This window comes from Betaproteobacteria bacterium (genome assembly GCA_009693245.1).
In the GTDB taxonomy this organism is placed as follows: Bacteria; Pseudomonadota; Gammaproteobacteria; order Burkholderiales; family SHXO01; genus SHXO01.
Genome location: SHXO01000068.1, coordinates 1 through 18,433, shown reverse-complemented (window position 1 = coordinate 18,433; position 18,433 = coordinate 1). Strand labels below are relative to the sequence as shown.

Here is an 18,433-nt window from a genome sequence, read left to right as displayed (position 1 = left end):
CTCCGTGTGCAATCCCTCGATGGGAAAGCGCATGGTGTTGCACATCTGGAGTAACTCTTGATAAAACTCCGCATGCACGGAATTGCGCAGCACCGAATAACCGAAGAAACCCGGCGTCATGGTCTGCATGCCGCGATAGTGCTTCTCGCGCACGGAGTGAGGCGTTTCGTTGAAGAGGAAGAATTCGAACTCCGCGGCCGAGAACACGCTGTAGTTCATGTCCTTGGCCCGTGCAAGCACTTTGCGCAACACGGCGCGCGGGCATACGGTCTCCGCTTCACCGGTGAATTCGCCCAGGAAAAACGGCGTCTCGCCCTCGAATGGTAAGTCTCGGCAAGTTTCCGGAAGCACCCGCACCATGGCGTCCGGATAGGCGGTGTGCCATCCCGTGTATTGGGTGTTGTCGTAGAGCTGGTCGTTGGAGTCCCAACCCAGCACCACGTCGCAAAAGCCAAAGCCCTTATCGAGCGCGGAAAAGAATTTTTCGCGCCCCATGTACTTGCCGCGCAATATGCCGTCGCTGTCGAACACACCGACCTTGACGTGTTCAAGGTTGCGTTGTGTCACCAGCGCGCGCGCTTGCGCCACGGACTTGACGGCGGAGCAGGAGAGTGGTGCGGAGTCTCGTGCCATCAGATGTGTCTCACATTACCTTTGGAAATGGCGAACGCCTCTTCGGCGGCTTGGAGGCAGCCGGGAGTATAAGGCCACGGTTTAATTCCCTGAATAGAGGCACGATACCATTCCCGCCGCGTTAGTCCGCGCGGTTGGACTCCATGAGCACGCTAATTCGCCGGATGCAGGCTTGTCGTTTCAAGAGAAAGCCGCCAGGCGTAGCCCGGCGGCTACTCACTTTCTTGCACGGCCAAAGAAGGTAAGCGAAGCCGCCCCTACCGCCACGCCCCTAGTGGGGTGCCATGCGTTACTCGGCGGTTCAGAAATGGGAAAGATACCAGTTACAGCCAATCCAAAGAACCGCGCTGCGCCGGTGCCAGATTTGACCATGGGGTCGAAGTAGCTCTCCGATGCGAACCCAACATCTTCCCTGTTGTTTGTTCTGACAAGTGCCTTCCGAAACGCGGAAGGCTATTGCCTTGGACGTCACGCCTACCGCCCCGAATCCCTCTGCGCGCTGTGCGCGGGAAGGAGTTCAATCACCCCCCGTCCCCATCTCCGCGGCACGCTCATGTTGGAATCTATGCCTTCGCTATACGACACCAACCGGTACTCGCCGTTGCCCAGGCGCTCCGCAAAGTCCTCTGCGTGGCGCTTGAAGACTTGGTCCGATTCGCCATCGGCACCGAGATGGAAGCGCTTCATGCGCAAGTCGATCCGGTAGCGCGTGCCGCCAATCTGTTCATGCGCCACTTCCCAATTCGGGGCCAGGGGATCCACGACGTAGTAGGCGGCGGCCCCGATGGCGGCGAGCGTCAGAGTCGTCTTGAAGGGGTATTGCGTGGCGTCGTTGGCGGCCTCGGCAACTTCCCTTATGGTTGAACGGCATGCCGGCAGCAGGAGAAGAGCGATAGGTATGGCTACGTGGCGAAACTGCATGAGGTTTCCAGGGGTTCTTAGGTGATTTGCATATAGGCTCGCGAGCGGCGGAGTTAAGAACGGCTGTCCATTACAATGCACACCGCTTGTCCATGCCGTGCCTACGCTCTTGAATTCCCCTGCCATAGTCTCTTCCGCCGCGAACGCTTCCCGCGTTATTGCTAAGCGCATCGGCTCCTGTTTGAGCCGCGACCAGCACCGCTTTCGCCTGCAATTGCGCCGCCACGAAGAAGGGCGCTTGGACTCCGCCGCCCTGGAATCCCTGCGGGCGGATATCGAACGCTCCGCCGCTGCCTGCGCGGCCCGGCTGGCGGGGTTGCCGCGCGTGCAGTACCCCGAGGAACTGCCCGTTTCGCAACGCAAGGACGACATCGCGGCGGCCATTCGGGACCATCCCGTGGTGATCGTGTGCGGCGAAACCGGTTCGGGCAAGACCACCCAGTTACCGAAGATCTGCCTGGAGTTGAAGCGCGGCGTTGCGGGCATGATCGCCCACACGCAGCCGCGGCGCATCGCGGCGCGTAGCGTGGCGCACCGAATTGCCGCCGAACTGGGCACCCCCCTTGGGGATCAGGTGGGCTACAAGGTGCGATTTTCGGACAAGGTGAGCGAGCAAAATTATGTGCGTGTGATGACCGACGGCATTCTGCTCGCGGAAACCCAGGGCGACCGCTACCTGAACGCCTACGACACGCTCATCATCGACGAGGCTCACGAACGCAGCCTCAACATCGATTTTCTGCTGGGTTACGTGCGCCAGTTGCTGGAAAGACGGCGCGACCTGAAGCTCATCATTACCTCCGCCACCATCGATGCCGAGCGCTTCAGCGCGCATTTCGGCAACGCACCGGTCATCGAAGTTTCCGGGCGTCTGTATCCCGTGGACGTGCGCTACCGGCCCATCTCAGAGGACGAGGAGGAGGAAGACGAGGAGTTGCCCGAGGCCATCGCCACCGCGGTGGCGGATTTGTCCCGCCTTTCCGCCAGCGGCGACATGCTCGTGTTCCTTCCGGGCGAACGCGAGATTCGCGAGACTGCTGAAGCTTTGCGCAAAAGCCTTAAGGCGGGTACGGAGATCCTACCCTTGTTCGCTCGTTTATCCGCCGAGGAGCAAGAGCGCGTTTTCAAACCCACGGGCCAACGCCGCGTGGTGCTGTCAACCAACGTGGCGGAGACTTCGCTCACGGTGCCCGGTATCAAGTACGTGATCGATTCTGGCCTGGCGCGTGTAAACCGCTACAGCTACCGCAACAAGGTGGAGATGTTGCAGATCGAGAAAATCTCGCGTGCCTCGGCAAACCAGCGCGCGGGGCGCTGCGGCCGGGTGATGAGCGGCGTGTGCCTGCGGCTCTACAGCGAGGAGGATTTCGCGCGGCGCGCGGAGTTCACCGATCCAGAAATTCTTCGCTCCTCGCTGGCCGGGGTGATATTGCGCATGAAGCTGCTCAAGCTGGGTGAACCGGAAGAGTTCCCCTTCGTCGACGCGCCGAGCCCGAAGGCCATTGCCGATGGGTATCAGTTGCTCGGCGAATTGGGCGCCGTGGATGAGGAACGCCGCCTCACTCCGGTGGGTGCTCAACTGGCGAAGCTGCCCGTGGATCCCCGTGTTGCGCGCATGATCGTGGCGGCGAAGGAGGAGGGCTGCCTGGCCGAAGTGCTCATCATCGCCGCCGGCCTGGCCATACGCGATCCGCGCGAACGCCCGCTCGAGAAGCAAGAGGCCGCCGGCAGCGCTCATGCTCAATTCCTGGACGAGCGCTCCGAGTTTCTTGGTCTGCTCAAGCTATGGAGCTTTTTCGATGAAGCGCTCAAGCACAAGAAGTCCAACCGCTTGCTGGTGAAGTTGTGCCACGACAATTTCTTGTCCTACGTGAGATTGAGAGAGTGGCGTGAGTTGCACGGTCAACTGGCCGCCCACGTGGGCGAGCTGGGTTGGCGCGAGAACGAAAAACCGGCGCGGCCCGAGGAAGTGCATCGCGCATTGCTGGCGGGGCTGCTGGGAAATATTGGCTTCAAATCGGAGGAGGCTGGCATCTACCTAGGCGCGCGCGGCATCAAGTTCTCCATCTTCCCCGGCTCTGCTTTGCGTAAGAAAGGGCCGCCGTGGTTGATGGCGGCGGAGTTGACCGAGACCACCAAACTCTACGCGCGCTGTAACGCACCCATGGATCCCGCGTGGTTGGAGAAAACGGGCAAGCACTTGGTCAAGCGCACCTATCTCGATCCGCACTGGGAGAAGAAGAGCGCGCAAGCCATCGCTTTCGAAAGAGTCACGCTCTATGGATTGGTGGTCGTGCCCAAGCGCCGTGTCTCCTATGGGCCCATCGACCCTGTGGAATCACGCAAGATTTTCATCCGCGAAGCGCTGGTGCACGGGCACTACGAACTCGAAGCGTCTTTCCTCTCGCACAACATCGCCTTGCGCCGGGACGTTGAAGAACTCGAACATAAATCCCGCCGTCACGATGTGTTGGTGGATGACGAAGTGGTGTTTGGTTTCTACGATGAGCGCATTCCACACGAGATTTGGAGCGGCCAGAAATTCGAGAAGTGGCGGCGTGAAGCCGAGCGCAAGGAGCCCAAGCTGCTGTTCGCCGCTCGTGAGATGCTCATGCTCCATGCCGCGAGCGAGATCAACGAGGAGCGCTTTCCGGACAGCATGGACATCAACGGTGTGCGCTACGAATTGAAGTACCGCTTCGAACCGGGGCACGCGTTGGATGGCGTAACCATGGTGGTGCCGCTGCACTTGCTCAACCAGGTGGATGAGCGGCGCTGCGAATGGCTGGTGCCGGGGATGCTGCGCGACAAGCTCACCCATCTCATCAAAGCGCTGCCCAAGGGGTTGCGCAAGAACTTTGTACCCGTGCCTCGGTACGTGAGCAAGGTGCTGGATCACCTGGAACCTAGCGCGCGTTCTCTTTGCCCCGAAACCGGCGCCGCGTTGCTGAAGGTGGCGGGCGTGGAAGTGCCCAACGATGCCTGGGATGAGACTGACCTTCCGGCTCATCTCACCATGAATTACCAGGTGGTGGGCGAGGACGGCCAGGAAGTGGCCATGAGCCGGGACATTTCGCAACTGCGCTCTGGCCTAGGCATCAAGGCGCGGCGGCAATTCAGCGAAAGCGCGCGCGGTCAGTTCGAGCGCCAGGGCGTCACGCATTGGGATTTCCCGGATCTTCCGGAACAAATCGAGTTCGTCCGCGATGGCCAGCGGCTCACCGGATACCCGGCCATCATCGACGAAGGCAAGTCCGTCGCGCTGAAGGTATTGGACACCGAGGAAGAAGCACAGGCCGCCACCCATCGCGGGCTTCGCCGCCTATTCCAACTCGCGTTGCCAGACCAAGTGAAGCACATGGCGAGAAGCCTGCCCAACTTCCAGGAGATGTCCCTGCGTTACGCCATCATGCTCGGCTTGGATAGCGGAAAGTCCGGTGGCAAGGGCACCGACAAGGGTGCCATCGCCGACCGCTTGCGCGAGGAGTTGGTGGAAGCCATCTGCGACCGCGCCTTCTTCGTGGAGGAAACGCCCATCCGCACCAAGGCCGAGTTTCAGGAGCGGGTGAACAAGGCCAAGGTGCGCATCCACGACGTCATCTTGGAATTGTGCCGCTTGGCGAACGAAATCTTCACGGTCTACCAGGACGTGCGCGCGAAACTGAGCACGCCTTCGCCGCAAGCCTGGCAAAAGTCGTTGAACGATATGCGTGCGCAAATCAAGGAACTGATCCCAAGCGGATTCCTGGCCAATGTTGCACTCACGCGAATGCGCCACTATCCGCGCTACTTCAAGGCCATTCTGATTCGCACCGGCAAGATCGCGAGTAACCCGGCCAAGGACATTCAGTGGTTGCAAGAAATCTCTCGCTTGTGGCAGATGTATAAGGTTCGGCTGGAGGAAAATCGAATTCGCGGTATCCACGACCCGCAGGTCGAGGAGTTTCGCTGGATGCTGGAGGAACTGCGCGTGTCGTTGTGGGCACAGCAGTTGAAGACACCGTTTCCTGTGTCCTTCAAGCGGCTGGAAAAATTCTGGTCGGAGATTCGGTAGGGGACGCAGCGCTATTTTGAAGGTAAGCGTGAAGCTCTGGAGCCTTCTCCCCTGGCTGCAACAAGCGAAGCTGGACTTATCCAAGGCCAGTTGCTACTCTTGTCTTACTTCAAGGCTTACTCTCGCGGAGGCGCGTGGAAACAGTCAAGGTATCCAGCAAGGGGCAAATCGTTATCCCCAAGGCACTGCGGGAGGCGTTCGATATCGTTCCAGGAACCCAGTTCGTTATTTCCGCGGAGGGAGACGAGATCAGGCTTCGGCCGGCCCCTGCCTTCACTCCTACCCGTGTCGCCGAGGGTCTTGGATTGCTGGCGAAGAAGGGCCGCAAGATTCTTGGTGAGGAAGCCACGAAGAGGGCGATAGGCGCCATGCTCGCGAAGAGGGACCGCGCGGCGAAGGCGAAATGATTTCCCTCGACACCCACGTCCTTGTTCGCTACTTGCTCAATGATGACGCCGGACAAGGAAAGGCAGCCAGCGCCATTTTGGCGGGTGCGAGCACGGTCACCGCGCCGGTTTCCGTGCTTCTTGAGCTGGCTTGGGTGTTGGAAGCCAATGATTGCACGCGAGACGAGATCGCCAAGGGATTTCGCCACATCCTCGGGCTTCCGAATTTCGTCATCCGAGAGGTCGAGGCGCTGGGATACGCCTTGCGATGGTTCGAAGGCGGGATGGACTTCGCCGATGCACTGCATCTTGCCTTAAGCGCGAAGGACGAACAGTTCGCAACTCTTGACCGCGGCTTGGAAAGGCGGGCCAAGAAACTTGGAGCATTCCCTCCGGTTGCATTACACACGAGTAAATGACAAGGACAAGCAAATGACCATGAAGCGAACGGAGTTGGAGAAGAAGCAAGGCAAGAAGATCGATGCGGCGATCGGGAAGGGGAAAATCGCGCACCGCTTCGGGCACGGCGTTGCGAGCGTCGTGGATAAGCGCGAGCAGCGCAAGCGCGACCAAGCCCTTGGATTGGTTTCATTCGCGGTGAAGTTAGAAAGCACCCTGGTGAAAGAGATCCATGATCTCGCCCAAAAGCGCCAGCTTGGATTGAACGAAGTGGTTGCGGAACTCTTACGCAAAGGGCTCGGTAAAAAGGCATAGCATGGACAAGGAGCACTACCGGCGCGCGGCGCGTTATCTGCTGGAGCAGCACCAAGCGGGTGCGGCCTTCGATGCGTTGCCGGAGGATATCGCGCCGCGTAGCGTGGAGGATGCTTACGGTATCCAAGAGGAATTCCGCGCGCTGAGAGAAGCGCGGCTGGGTCCGGCAGCAGGTCACAAGGTGGCGCTCACCTCGCGCGTCATGCAGGAGATGCTGAAGTTCTACTCGCCCTTTGCCGGCTCCATTCACGCCAACATCGTTCACCCCACGGGTGCGAAGCTCGATTACGCGGACTACATTCATCTCGGGATCGAGTGCGAATTGGCCGCCACGCTTGGCAAGGATTTGCCCGCGCCGGGTGTTCCCTATACCAGTGAGCAGATTGCGCAAGCGGTGGACACGCTGGCACCTGCCTTCGAGCTGGTGGACGACCGCCACGCCGATTACAAGAAAATCGCGTCCCTCATCTTTACCTTGATCGCCGACAACGCCTGGAATGGCGGCATCGTTCTGGGCCCCGCATCGAAAAAGTGGAGAGATCTGGATCTCGAATCCATCCGCGGAGTCGTGCAAATCAATGGGGTCGTGTCCGGGGAAGGTCACGGGCGAGATGTATTGGGCCATCCCTTCGATGCATTGACCTGGTGTTTGAATACCCGCCTGGAGCAAGGCCATGAGGTGCGCGCGGGCATGATCGTCATGACGGGTAGCATGATCGCCACCAAGTTCGTGAAGCCGGGGGATGGTTTGTGTTTCGCGGTGGAAGGACTGGGCGAAGTGACGGTCACTTGTTAACCGATGGTGCGTATCGCGGTTGAATCCGATCTCGATGGCGTGCTTGCTCTGTACAGAGAATTGCGGCCGGCAGATCCAGAGTTGGACGAAGCGCGAAGACGAGCGGCGTGGCGACGAATCCTGGATGACCCTAATCTCTCCATCGTGGTGGCGCAAGTGCGACAAACTCTTGTTTCCACTTGCATGCTGGCCGTGATTCCAAATTTGGCCAGCGGAGCACGGCCCTTCGGTGTGATCGAACACGTGGTGACGCTAGAGAGTTTTCGCGGGCAAGGGTGGGCGGGCAGAGTGCTGAAATACGCCTTGAATGCCGCCTGGGCGAAAGACTGCTACAAGGTGATACTCCTTTCCGGAGCACAGCGAACGCAAGCACACCGGCTCTACGAGTCCGTGGGATTTCGGGGCGATATCGAAAGAGGGTTTGTGGCGAAATCTGGTGAAGGAGGCACTCATGCTTGAATTAAGACCAAACTGCGAATGTTGCGACAAGGATTTGCCGCCCGATTCCAGGGAGGCGCGTATATGCTCCTACGAATGCACCTTCTGCCGTGAGTGCGCGGAGGGCGTTTTACAGGGCGCGTGTCCAAACTGCGGAGGAGAGTTGATTCGGCGCCCCATCAGACCAGCGGCGCGGTTGGTCAAACATCCGGCGTCGGCGCAACGCGTGCTAAACCCGCGCGGGTGTGGCAGGGCCGCATGAAACGAATCGGCGACAGCTTGGCCGGGAAGCGGGTGTTGATTACTCAGAGTGCCGAGTTCATGGGGCCCATATTGAGCGAAGTGTTCGCCGCTCATGGCGCGGTGGTGATAGGTGACGAGCGCGACCTTACCCAGCCCGGCGGTGCGCAAGAGGCCGTTGGCGCGGCAGGCGTGGTCGATGTGTTGCTGGCCAACCTCGCCGTGCCGGCCCCGTACACGAAAGCCCATGAGGTGACGGATGAGGAATGGCGTACTGTGTTCTCCCATCTCGTGGATCCGCTCCCGCGTTTGTGCCGGGCGGTGTTGCCGCAAATGTTGGAGCGCCGGTGCGGGAAAATAGTGGTCTTCGGTAGCGCTACCGCTTTGCGTGGCCAGAAGCGCATATCGACATACAGTGCCGCACGCGGTGCGCAAGTGTCTTACGTGCGTTCGGTGGGTGCGGAAGTGGCGCCGCAAAATGTGCACGTGAATCTGATCGCGCAGAATTTCGTGCAGAACCCCACCTACTATCCTACCGAGGTACAGGAGTTGCCGGCCTTCAAGGAGCGCTTGGCGCGCGAAGTTCCTTTAGGCCGTCTGGCCACGCCGGAAGAAGATGCGCTCTTCGCCGTGTTCCTGGCCTCCAGCGAAGTGAATTTCTTCGTGGGCCAGAGTTTTCCCTTTGCGGGCGGCTGGGTGACCTGAGCACGATGGCCGCTCAGCATTAAACAGGACTAAACCGCGCCAGCGCCACGCTGGCCTCGCGTTCAATATTCAGTTGGAGCGGCATGCCGATGCGGAGCTTCGCTCCGGTTTCGATCACGTTGCTCACCATGCGCGGGCCTTCGGCGAGTTCCACGACGCTCACGTTGTAGGGCAGTTTGCTTGCGAACCAAGGATGGTAGGCGTGGTGGTAGACGACCCAACTGACCAGCTTGGCTTTGCCTGACGCGTTTTCCCATGACCAGCTGGCGGCGAGGCACTTCGGGCATTCCGCGCGCGGCGGCAACCAGGCGTGATGACACGCTTTGCAGCGCTGGCACACCAAGCGCCCGGCCTTCAGTTCGTTCCAGTAATGCGCACCAGCGCCAGTCATGTCCGGCGCCGGAAATTCCTGTTCGGCCGGGTCGCTCATTGCCATTGCCCCAGGATGAGGGTGGAGTGGGTGTGCATGATGCCGCCCTGGTTGGAAACCATGCAATGCTCCGCGTTTTTGACTTGCAGCCGTGCTTCTCCGCGCATTTGGCGCACGCCTTCGATCACGAGTTGGAGACCGGGCATGCCGGTTTCCGAGAGCAGGCTGCCCGAGGTGTTGATGGGCAGTTCGCCGGAATGCGCCAGGCGGCCGCCAGCGGCGAAGGCGCCGCCTTGCCCTTTCTTGGCGAAGCCATAGGCTTCCAGCGTCATCAGCACGGTGATGGTGAAGCAATCGTAGATCTGCGCGACATCGATGTCGCACGGGCCGAGCCCCGCCATTTTGAATGCGGTGGCACCGGAGATTTCGGCCGCCGTGTGCGTGAGGTCGGCGCGCTGCGCAACGTCCCAGGAGGTCTGGCCATGCCCGAAGCCGAGTACCGGCACGGCCTTGCGTATTCCCATGGCCTTGGCGCGCTTCGCGCTCATGAGCACGACTGCCGCGCCACCATCCGATACCAGGCAACAGTCGTCACGGCGCAGGGGATCGACTACCCACTTCGATTCGCGGTACTGCTCCAACGTGAGCGGTGCGCGCAGTTGCGCGTTCGGATTGCCGGCGCCGTGATTGCGGATCGCCACCGCAATCTCGCCCAGTTGATCGCTGGTGGTGCCGAATTCTTCCATGTGCCGGCGCGCCAGCATGGCGTAACCAGCCGGCACGCCGAACCAACCGTAAACGGCGTCATCGCCCCACGCTTTCTCATAGGCGTGGCGGCTGCCGGTGCGCGGGTTGTCCGCATAACACACCAGCGCGATCTCGCACTGGCCGTGCTCGATGGCCATGGCCGCGAACGAAATGAGACTGATATTGGCCGCACCCCCCTGGTCCCAGCTGCCGCCCATCCGCGGCTGCATGCCCATGGCTTCGGCCAGCGTGGAGCCGTACATGAACGCGGGGTTGGATGTGGGCGGTTTCACCAGCAGGGCGTCCACCGCGTCCTTCTCGACGCCAGCGTCGGCCAGTGCGTTGCGGCACGCTTCGATGTTGAGCGAGAACGTGGTACGTCCAGGGCATTTTCCGAAGGCCGTGTGGCCGATGCCGGCGATGACGACGTTGCCTCTCATCAAATCACTCCTTCGCGAGTGAGGTTCTCGATCTCGGTGGCCAGCATGCCGAGCCACTCGCCATACACCGTGGCGTTGTCTTCACCCAGCTTTCGGCTTGGCGTGAGCGGCACCGGCTCCGCGCCTTCGAAGCGCAGCGGCGAAGATTGCACGGGGATGCGTCCCAATTCTGGATGCTCTTGCCATTGCAATGCGCCGCGCGCGTGCAGATGCGGGTCGTTCACCACCTCATCGAGATCGCGCACCGGCGAACACGCTACCCGGTGCGTCATGAGTAATTCGAACAAGGGCTGCTTATCGAAGCGCGATGTGAATTCGCTCACGATCTCATCCACCTGGTCCATGTGCGCCACGCGCTGCTTGAGCGAGACGAAGCGCGGATCGTCCTTCAGTTCGGGCCGTTGCATCGCTTCGGCCAGGGATTTCCAGTGCACGTCGCCCACGCAGATGATGGCGATGTAACCGTCCTTCGTGGGATAGACGTTGTAGGGCGACTCGGCCAATCCGCCGTGCCGGTTGCCCGTGCGCGGCGCGGCGTTGCCGCCCGAGCCCCACCACATGCCAAGATTGGAAGCGAGCGAGGCATAGATTGCCTCTTGCATCGATACTTCGACAAGCCGTCCCACGCCCGTCTTCTCGCGCTCGTATAGCGCACTGACCACCGCGCCATACAAATGCACGCCCGCCGTGAAGTCGCATATCGCGGGCCCCGCCTTCACCGGAGGCCGGCCGGGGAAACCGGTCACGCTCATCACGCCCGACATCGCCTGCACCGTGAGATCCATGGCTGGATACTCGCGATAAGGTCCGGTCAACCCAAAGCCGGTACTGGTGGCATAGACGAGGCGCGGATTGACGGCACGCATTTTCTCCCAACCCACGCCGAGGCGGTCCATGGTGCCGGGCGCGAAGTTTTCGAGCAACACGTCGCCGCGCTTCACCATCTCGATGAGAATCGCCTTGCCGCGCTCGCTCTTGAGATTGAGCGTGACGGACTGCTTGTTGCCGTTGAGCATCGCAAAGGGCAACGCCGCGCCGCCGACCACGCCGCGCCGGCGCAGATGTTCCCCGCCATGGGGTTCGATCTTGATGACACGGGCTCCCGCGCACGCCATGAGAAAAGTGCAATAGGGGCCATTGTAGATTTGCCCCAGATCGACGACGGTGATGCCCTCGAGCGGATAGTGCGCCACGATCATTTGCCTTGGAATTTCGGTTTGCGTTTCTCGGCGAAGGCCGCGGGGCCTTCCTTCGCGTCCTCGGTCGCCATGAGCATGCGGTTGAACATCTGCTCCATGCGCAGCCCGGTGGCGCGATCCACGTCGCGGCTGCGCAGAGCCAGTTCCTTCGCGGCCTGCACCGCGAGCGGCGCATTTGCGGCGATGCGTCCCGCGTACTCCATCGCGGTTGCCATGAGTTGCTCGCGCGGGACCACTTTGTTGATTAGCCCCCAACGCGCGGCAGTCGTGGCATCGATAGGGTCGCCGGTGAGCAGCATCTCCATCGCAATCGCATGCGGCAGTTGATCGAGGATGCGCTGCGTTCCGCCATTGCCGGCGATGACGCCGCGCTTGACTTCCGACAGGCCGAAGCTGGCGTTCTCGCTCGCGATTCGAATATCGGTGGCGAGCAAGAGGGTCACGCCGCCTCCCAGACAGTAACCGTTCACCGCGGCGATCACGGGCTTCCACACTTCCAGTCCGCGATTGAGCAATGGGTCGCGCTGCGTGAGCCACATCTCGTCGTAGCCAGGCGGGGAGGTGAGAAAGCTTTTAATGTCGGCGCCAGTGGTAAAAGATTTCTCGCCAGCGCCTGTAACGATGGCCACGCGGATATTCGCGTCGTCACGCACCTGCCGCCAGGCGGCGGACAGATCGCGGTAGTGCCCGGCATCCATCGCGTTCAAACGCTCGGGGCGGTTGATGACGATGGTGCAGATACCTTGGTCAAGGGTAACGTCGATGGACATGTCAGTTCATCTTGCTGGAAGCCTGAGTATTTCAGCGCGCCGAGCGCCGTCCACCCAACAGATTGCGCGCCACGACCATGCGGTGCACTTCCGAGGGGCCCTCGCCGATGCGTTTGATGCGCAGTTCGCGGTACCAGCGCTCCAGGGGTAATTCCTTGGAGACGCCCATGCCGCCGAAGATCTGGATGCAGCGGTCCACCACGCGCCCGGCGGTCTCGGTGCCATATACCTTCGCGACGGAAGCCGCGAGTTTGCTGTCCTGGCCGCGATCGGCTTGCCACGCCGCTTCATAGACCAGCAGGCGGGCCGCGCGCAGTTCGATCTCGGAATCCGCCAGCATCCACTGTATCGCCTGCCGGTCGGAGAGCAAGCCGCCGAAGGTCTCGCGTTGCAGCGCCCACTCGATGGCCATGTCGAGCGCGGCTTGGCCCAACCCAATGGTCGCCGCCGCATACGGCGCGCGTTCGTGCACCAGCCATTCTTCGGCGAAGGAGAAGCCCTTGCCTTCTTCGCCCAGCATATTCTCCGCGGGCACTTCGTAATCCTCGAAGCTCAGTTCGTAGGGAGAGTAGGAGCGGATCACCGGGAACGGCGACCAGCGCAGGCCGGGTTTGTCGCGCTCCACGATGAAGGCGCTCACGCCTCCGCGGCCCGGCCCGCCGGTGCGCGCGAACACCACGCCCCACTTCGATTGGCCCACCCCGGTGATGAAAATCTTGCTGCCGTTGATGATGTAACGATCTCCCTTGCGCTGCGCGCGCGTGCGGATGGCGCGCCCCGGATCGGAGCCGCCGCTGGGCTCGGTGATGGCGACGAAGGTCTTGTCGCCATCGCGGATGGTGGGGAGGGCGTATTTCTCGATCTGGTCCTTGCGGCCCTTGAAGATGATGTTGGGCGGATCGAAGCCAAAAGCGCCGCAGGCCGCGATGTAGGCGCCCATCTTGCACTTGGCCGACTCCTCCGCGACGATGCATTGCCCCAGCAGATTGAGTCCGGCGCCGCCGTATTCGGCGGGTGTTTGCACGCACCATAAACCCAGCGCCTTGGCTTTCTCCTGGAGAGGCCGCAGTTTTTCCTCCGGCAGCGCATAGGAGTCGTGCGGCTCGCTGGCCTCCGCGGGTTTGACTTCGTTATCCATGAACCGGCGCGTGGTGTCGCGCAGCATGCGCAGCTCTTCGGGCAACTCCCAACTACCCAGCGGATTGGCGGCGCTCATTTGGCGTGCTCCCGTGCGTGCTTCTTCATGCTCTTCCTTTTGATCGCAGTGACGTTCGGATCGATACTATAAATGTAGCGCTCGCCCAGGGGCCGCATCGCCGCCTCCCGCAATATCGAATGGGCTCGTGTCCACGCCGTACCGTTCAACGAGTCGGTCAAGCCCGCGCTGGGCGATGGTGAAAACATTGGTCATGGCAGCGAGGTCGCCAGCGATTTGTACCGGCAGGCGCACGTTGGCCTTGAACGTCCGCACCAGCGGCTCGTTCAACTTTCCGCCGTCGTAGAGCATGACGGGTGGAATCCTTCCTGGTGGATCTCGGTGGCCTTGGGCGCCCAGCCACTTGGAACGCTGCCGCCAATGTCCATCCAATGGCCGGTGCTCGCGAACAGCGCCACCAGCCGCTCGCCCACGAAATACGGCGCCACCAACCCGTGTAGTAGAGGTCGCCGAAGGTGCCGCCGGCGTCAATGCCTACCACCCCTCCCATGGGTTCTCCAAGAAACGATTTATTGTCATGAGCGCCCCTACTCAGCGTACGCCGATTATGGCATGGGGCCAGAGCATCGAAACGCACCGCTCCAGATCCATGGAGGCCGCCAATGCGAGCCAAGCGTTCTCCGCCACGCGATGGAGGATGCTAGACTTTTCCATCTGTATGCCATCTAACAATTGCCTTGAAGGGTAAGGATGCTTGAAGTTGCACGGGAAGTCTGTGGCGAGGCTGCCGAGTCATGGCTCTACTCGTTCGGACGCGCCATGAGCAGCGCTCATGGTGACGACGTTGAGAGGCTGTTTCACTCAGATTGCCACTGGCGCGATGCGCTGGCGCTCACTTGGCATCTAACGAACGTGAGCGGTGCGCACGAGGTGGCCCACGCCTTGATGGCCAGCATCAAAGGCACGGGTGCCTCGGAGTTCGCCACCGACCCCGATCGAACACCTGCGCGGGAAGTGATGCGCGTGGGGCAACGTACCATCGAGGCGATCTTCCGCTTCGAGACGCGGATCGGACGCTGTAGCGGCGTGCTGCGCTTGTTACCCGATGATAAGGGGCAATGGAAGGCGTGGACGCTTTTCACGTCGCTCGAAGAACTCAAGGGGTTCGAAGAAAAGACGAGTAAGCGCCGGCCTACCGGCGCCTCGTACGCGCGCGACTTTCATGGTCCCAATTGGCTCGACCTGCGCCGTGCCGCCATGGCCTATACGGATCGCGATCCCGAGGTTCTCATCGTGGGCGGAGGGCAAGCGGGGCTGGCCACGGCCGCCCGCCTTTCGCAGTTGCAGGTGGATGCCTTGATTGTCGACCGCGAGGCGCGCATCGGAGACAACTGGCGCCACCGTTACCACGCGCTGACGCTGCACAACCAGATCCAGGTCAATCACCTGCCTTACCTACCGTTTCCTCCGGCCTGGCCCACTTACATCCCGAAGGACAAGCTCGCCAATTGGTTCGAGGCGTACGTGGAAGCCATGGAGCTTAATTTCTGGACGAGTACCGAATTTTTGGGAGGCGCCTATGACGAGAAGGAGAAACGCTGGTCGGTGAACCTTCGGCGCTCCGATGGCGGCACGCGGACCATGAGGCCGCGCCATATTGTCGTGGCATCCGGAGCCAATGGCATACCGAATGTGCCGGACATACCGGGGCTGGCGGATTTTCGCGGCAAGGTCGTGCATTCGAGCGGATACGAGGACGGTGAAGCATGGCGCGGCCGTGACGCCATCGTGATTGGCACCGGCAATAGCGGTCACGATATCGCGCAAGACCTTCATTCCAGCGGCGCGCATGTCACCTTGGTGCAGCGCAGTCCCACGCTCGTCGTGAGCATCGAACCCAGCGCCCAGCTTGCCTACGCGATGTACAACGAAGGACCACCGCTGGAGGATTGCGATTTGATCGCCTCGGCGACATCATGGCCGCTTGCGCGCCGCGCGCACTATCTGCTGACGGAGCAAGCGAAACGTCTCGATCGCGAGTTACTCGAAGGGCTCGAACGCGCCGGTTTCGAACTGGACTATGGTCCCGAAGGCACGGGCTGGCAGTTCAAATTTCTGACGCGGGGCGGCGGTTACTACTTCAACGTAGGGTGCTCGGAATTGATCGCCGAAGGCAAGATCCGCGTGGTGCAATATCGCGACATAGAACGCTTCGATGGCGGCGGGGCGCGCATGCGAGATGGAACGAACCTTCCCGCGAGCTTGGTCGTGCATGCGACCGGCTATCTTGGCCAGGAGCATATGGTGCGCAGGCTTCTCGGCGATGCCGTCGCGGACCGGGTGGGGCCCGTGTGGGGATTCGGCGAGGAATCAGAGATTCGCAACATGTATACGCGCACGCGGCAAGCGGGGTTGTGGTTCATCGCGGGCGGTTTGGCGCAATGCCGGATCAACTCGAAGTATCTCGCGCTGCAAATCAAGGCTTGCGAGGAGGGGATGATTCCACTGGTCAGGGCGTGACCCGCGCGGCGCTCGAATAGGTAAACTGAGCGCAATCATTAACAGGAGGCGCGTATGGCCGCGGAGCGCTTGCGTATCGGAACAGGGGCGGGATTTCAGGGAGACCGCTTCGAGCCAGCCATCATCCTTGCCGAGCAGGGCGGCCTGGATTACTTGGTGTTCGAGTGCCTGGCCGAGCGCACCATAGCGCTGGCGCAACGCGCCAAGCTGGAGAATCCGGCATTGGGGTACGACAGCTTCTTGCAGCGCCGCATCGAGCCATTACTGCCGGTGATGAAGCGCCGGGGATTTCGCATCGTCACCAACATGGGAGCGGCCAACCCGAAGGCCGCGGCAATTGCCATCACCGCGATGGCCCGGCGCGCTAACTTTCCCGTCAAGGTTGCCGTGGTGAGCGGCGACGATGTGCGTGCGCAGCTTTCGCCCGGTGTTCGCATCATGGAAACAGGCCTTCCTCTCAGTGCGTCCAAGAATGTCATTTCGGCCAACGCCTACCTGGGCGTGGAGGAGATGTTGCCGGCCCTGGCGAGTGGCGCGGACATCATCATCACAGGACGCGTGGCGGACCCATCGCTCTTCCTGGCTCCCATCGTCCATCATTTTGGCTGGCGCTTGGATGACTGGGCGCGGCTGGGGCAGGGGACGGTGATTGGCCATCTGCTGGAATTTGGCGGGCAACTCACGGGCGGTTATTTCGCCGATCCCGGCAAAAAGGATGTGCGCGATTTCGCTCACATCGGTTTTCCCATCGCCGAGGTGGATGCGCAAGGCGAAGCGGTGCTGAGCAAAGTGGCCGGCACCGGCGGGCGCATCGATCTTGCCACCGCCAAGGAGCAACTGCTCTATGAAGTTACCAACCCTTCAGCCTATGTGACGCCCGACGTGGTGGCCGATTTCACGGGCGTGAAATTGGAGCAAGTGGGTGAGAACCGCATCCGCGTGAGTGGCGGGCGCGGGCAGGCGCGCACACCCACCTACAAGGCCAGCATCGGCTACCACGCGGGATATCGTGGCGAGGGCGAGATTTCCTATGCCGGCGAGAACGCCATGGCGCGCGCGCAGTTGGCGGGCAGGGTCATCGATGAGCGCTTGCGGGAAGATTATCCTGATCTGCGCCTGGACTACATTGGCTCCTCTTCGGTACACCGCAAGAGTTTTAACCCCGCGGCTCAACCATACGAAGTGCGTTTTCGCGCGGCGGCCATGGCGGCCATGGCGCCCACGCGGGCGGCGGCGGAGCGCGTTGGCTAGGAGGTGGAGGCGCTCTACACCAACGGCCCAGCGGGGGGGCGGAGGCGCGCGCAAATTCGCCACTGAAGTGATCGGCATACTGTCTTGTTTGCTGCCGCGCTATCAAGTGCGGGCAGATGTCACGCTATTGGAATCCCATCCCGAACATGAAACTGTATGATTTGGCCCATTGCCGCGCGGGCGACAAGGGCAACACCTCCATTCTTTCGCTGATCGCACCGGCCCGAGGACTACGCGCTTCTGGCCGAAAGAGTCACGGCCGCCGCCGTGGCGCGGCATCTTGAGGGGATCGTGCTGGGAAACATCGTGCGCCATGAACTTCCCTCGTTGCACGCGCTGCAATTCGTCTGCGAGGATGCGCTGATGACCGGCGTCACGACGTCCTTGGCCATGGATACCCACGGCAAGGCACTCAGTTCCGCGTTGCTTGAAATGCACATCGGCTGACCACGGCAAGGGACATTTGCAATCATGACAGCAGACCATTCAGCGCCATCGCCGCACCTGCCCATTCGCCATGAATGGCTGGTCTTGCACCGGGAAGAAATCATCGGCCCAGCGCTTCCCATCACCGATCCGCATCACCACCTGTGGGACCGCCCGGGCAATCGCTATATGTTGTTCGATCTGCTACGCGATACGGGCAATGGCCATGACATCCGCGCGACGGTTGCCGTCGAGGCCATGGCCATGTACCGCGGCGGCGGACCGGTGGAGCTACGTTCCCTTGGCGAGACCGAGTTTCTCAATGGCTCCGCCGCCATGAGTGCGAGTGGAGCCTACGGACCCACGCGCGTATGCGCGGGGATCGTGGGCCATGCGGATCTGCTTGGGGGAAAAAGTGGTACCGGTTCTCGAAGCGCACATCCGGGCCGGAGGCGGCCGCTTTCGCGGCATTCGGTTCATCAACGCCTGGCACCCCGATCCCGCCGCGCGTGCCTCGCTGGCGAATCCTCCTCCCGATGTGCTGGGCTCGGCGGCCTTTCGTAGCGGCTTCTCCCGGCTTGCACCTCTTGGTTTGTCCTTCGGTGCCTGGATGTATCACACCCAGCTGCCGGAATTGGTGGATCTCGCTCGCGCCTTTCCAGATACC

The 18,433-nt window shown here is 61.4% G+C and carries 19 protein-coding genes and 2 pseudogenes; 12 read left to right on the top strand and 9 right to left on the bottom strand.

What is annotated here, in order from left to right; translation table 11 throughout:
* Together EXR36_11635 and EXR36_11630 are read right to left on the bottom strand one after the other, a co-directional pair.
* Positions 1–633, bottom strand: a 633-nt coding sequence (locus EXR36_11635) for a glutamine synthetase (protein ID MSQ60262.1), incomplete at its 3' end; no start/stop codon positions are given.
* 474 nt (positions 634–1,107) lie between these two features.
* Complete coding sequence (locus EXR36_11630; protein ID MSQ60261.1) at positions 1,108–1,554, bottom strand: hypothetical protein; 447 nt, start codon at positions 1,552–1,554, stop codon at positions 1,108–1,110.
* A gap of 124 nt (positions 1,555–1,678) precedes the next feature.
* On the opposite strand from EXR36_11630, the gene hrpA reads away from it, so the two are divergent.
* The 8 genes from hrpA to EXR36_11590 all read left to right on the top strand — a co-directional run bounded on the left by hrpA (position 1,679) and on the right by EXR36_11590 (position 8,887).
* Positions 1,679–5,608, top strand: a complete 3,930-nt coding sequence (gene hrpA / locus EXR36_11625; GenBank protein MSQ60260.1) for an ATP-dependent RNA helicase HrpA — start codon at positions 1,679–1,681, stop codon at positions 5,606–5,608.
* Positions 5,609–5,742: 134 nt separating this feature from the next.
* A complete protein-coding gene (locus tag EXR36_11620) occupies positions 5,743–6,015 on the top strand; it encodes an AbrB/MazE/SpoVT family DNA-binding domain-containing protein (protein ID MSQ60259.1) in 273 nt (90 codons plus the stop codon).
* Positions 6,012–6,413 carry a PIN domain-containing protein gene (locus tag EXR36_11615; protein ID MSQ60258.1) on the top strand — a complete coding sequence of 134 codons (402 nt, stop codon included), beginning with the start codon at positions 6,012–6,014 and terminating at the stop codon, positions 6,411–6,413. The genes EXR36_11620 and EXR36_11615 overlap by 4 nt, the downstream gene beginning before the upstream one ends.
* 19 nt (positions 6,414–6,432) lie before the next feature.
* Positions 6,433–6,708, top strand: coding sequence for a hypothetical protein (locus tag EXR36_11610; protein ID MSQ60257.1), 276 nt, complete (start codon positions 6,433–6,435; stop codon positions 6,706–6,708).
* Between the two features lies 1 nt (position 6,709).
* On the top strand, positions 6,710–7,504 hold the full coding sequence (locus EXR36_11605; GenBank protein ID MSQ60256.1) for a hydratase: 795 nt from the start codon (positions 6,710–6,712) through the stop codon (positions 7,502–7,504).
* A gap of 3 nt (positions 7,505–7,507) precedes the next feature.
* A complete protein-coding gene (locus EXR36_11600; protein ID MSQ60255.1) occupies positions 7,508–7,963 on the top strand; it encodes a GNAT family N-acetyltransferase in 456 nt (151 codons plus the stop codon).
* Complete coding sequence (locus EXR36_11595; protein ID MSQ60254.1) at positions 7,956–8,204, top strand: DUF1272 domain-containing protein; 249 nt, start codon at positions 7,956–7,958, stop codon at positions 8,202–8,204. Before EXR36_11600 ends, EXR36_11595 begins: the two co-directional genes overlap by 8 nt.
* Positions 8,205–8,209: 5 nt before the next feature.
* Complete coding sequence (locus EXR36_11590) at positions 8,210–8,887, top strand: SDR family oxidoreductase (protein ID MSQ60253.1); 678 nt, start codon at positions 8,210–8,212, stop codon at positions 8,885–8,887.
* A gap of 19 nt (positions 8,888–8,906) precedes the next feature.
* Here EXR36_11590 and EXR36_11585 read toward each other — a convergent pair whose 3' ends face one another.
* The 7 genes from EXR36_11585 to EXR36_11555 form a co-directional block, all read right to left on the bottom strand.
* Positions 8,907–9,278, bottom strand: a complete 372-nt coding sequence (locus EXR36_11585; protein ID MSQ60252.1) for a DNA-binding protein — start codon at positions 9,276–9,278, stop codon at positions 8,907–8,909.
* Between the two features lie 35 nt (positions 9,279–9,313).
* On the bottom strand, positions 9,314–10,444 hold the full coding sequence (locus EXR36_11580; protein ID MSQ60251.1) for a thiolase family protein: 1,131 nt from the start codon (positions 10,442–10,444) through the stop codon (positions 9,314–9,316).
* Positions 10,444–11,643, bottom strand: a complete 1,200-nt coding sequence (locus tag EXR36_11575) for a CoA transferase (GenBank protein ID MSQ60250.1) — start codon at positions 11,641–11,643, stop codon at positions 10,444–10,446. Before EXR36_11575 ends, EXR36_11580 begins: the two co-directional genes overlap by 1 nt.
* Positions 11,640–12,413, bottom strand: coding sequence for an enoyl-CoA hydratase/isomerase family protein (locus EXR36_11570; GenBank protein MSQ60249.1), 774 nt, complete (start codon positions 12,411–12,413; stop codon positions 11,640–11,642). Before EXR36_11570 ends, EXR36_11575 begins: the two co-directional genes overlap by 4 nt.
* Positions 12,414–12,444: 31 nt before the next feature.
* Positions 12,445–13,629 carry an acyl-CoA dehydrogenase gene (locus tag EXR36_11565; GenBank protein ID MSQ60248.1) on the bottom strand — a complete coding sequence of 395 codons (1,185 nt, stop codon included), beginning with the start codon at positions 13,627–13,629 and terminating at the stop codon, positions 12,445–12,447.
* A 66-nt stretch (positions 13,630–13,695) separates the two neighbouring features.
* Entirely contained in the window at positions 13,696–13,920 is a 225-nt protein-coding gene (locus EXR36_11560; GenBank protein MSQ60247.1) for a hypothetical protein, read from the bottom strand.
* Entirely contained in the window at positions 13,896–14,060 is a 165-nt protein-coding gene (locus EXR36_11555; protein ID MSQ60246.1) for a hypothetical protein, read from the bottom strand. Before EXR36_11555 ends, EXR36_11560 begins: the two co-directional genes overlap by 25 nt.
* A gap of 259 nt (positions 14,061–14,319) precedes the next feature.
* Between EXR36_11555 and EXR36_11550 the strand changes: the two genes are divergently transcribed.
* The 4 genes and pseudogenes from EXR36_11550 to EXR36_11535 all read left to right on the top strand — a co-directional run.
* On the top strand, positions 14,320–16,089 hold the full coding sequence (locus EXR36_11550; GenBank protein ID MSQ60245.1) for an NAD(P)/FAD-dependent oxidoreductase: 1,770 nt from the start codon (positions 14,320–14,322) through the stop codon (positions 16,087–16,089).
* Positions 16,090–16,143: 54 nt separating this feature from the next.
* Positions 16,144–17,500 (top strand): annotated as a pseudogene (locus EXR36_11545) (DUF1446 domain-containing protein).
* Positions 17,487–17,787 (top strand): annotated as a pseudogene (locus EXR36_11540) (hypothetical protein). The pseudogenes EXR36_11545 and EXR36_11540 overlap by 14 nt, the downstream one beginning before the upstream one ends.
* 370 nt (positions 17,788–18,157) lie before the next feature.
* The coding region (locus EXR36_11535) for an amidohydrolase (GenBank protein MSQ60244.1) at positions 18,158–18,433 on the top strand (276 nt) is incomplete at its 3' end.

Excerpts from the sequence above, each read along its gene's own strand:
- EXR36_11630 (MSQ60261.1), bottom strand. The coding sequence starts at position 1,554 with ATGCAGTTTCGCCACGTAGCCATACCTATCGCTCTTCTCCTGCTGCCG.
- EXR36_11615 (MSQ60258.1), top strand. The coding sequence starts at position 6,012 with ATGATTTCCCTCGACACCCACGTCCTTGTTCGCTACTTGCTCAATGAT.
- EXR36_11610 (MSQ60257.1), top strand. The coding sequence starts at position 6,433 with ATGAAGCGAACGGAGTTGGAGAAGAAGCAAGGCAAGAAGATCGATGCG.
- EXR36_11605 (MSQ60256.1), top strand. The coding sequence starts at position 6,710 with ATGGACAAGGAGCACTACCGGCGCGCGGCGCGTTATCTGCTGGAGCAG.
- EXR36_11600 (MSQ60255.1), top strand. The coding sequence starts at position 7,508 with ATGGTGCGTATCGCGGTTGAATCCGATCTCGATGGCGTGCTTGCTCTG.
- EXR36_11595 (MSQ60254.1), top strand. The coding sequence starts at position 7,956 with ATGCTTGAATTAAGACCAAACTGCGAATGTTGCGACAAGGATTTGCCG.
- EXR36_11585 (MSQ60252.1), bottom strand. The coding sequence starts at position 9,278 with ATGACTGGCGCTGGTGCGCATTACTGGAACGAACTGAAGGCCGGGCGC.
- EXR36_11580 (MSQ60251.1), bottom strand. The coding sequence starts at position 10,444 with ATGAGAGGCAACGTCGTCATCGCCGGCATCGGCCACACGGCCTTCGGA.
- EXR36_11575 (MSQ60250.1), bottom strand. The coding sequence starts at position 11,643 with ATGATCGTGGCGCACTATCCGCTCGAGGGCATCACCGTCGTCGATCTG.
- EXR36_11570 (MSQ60249.1), bottom strand. The coding sequence starts at position 12,413 with ATGTCCATCGACGTTACCCTTGACCAAGGTATCTGCACCATCGTCATC.
- EXR36_11565 (MSQ60248.1), bottom strand. The coding sequence starts at position 13,629 with ATGAGCGCCGCCAATCCGCTGGGTAGTTGGGAGTTGCCCGAAGAGCTG.
- EXR36_11560 (MSQ60247.1), bottom strand. The coding sequence starts at position 13,920 with ATGCTCTACGACGGCGGAAAGTTGAACGAGCCGCTGGTGCGGACGTTC.
- EXR36_11550 (MSQ60245.1), top strand. The coding sequence starts at position 14,320 with ATGCTTGAAGTTGCACGGGAAGTCTGTGGCGAGGCTGCCGAGTCATGG.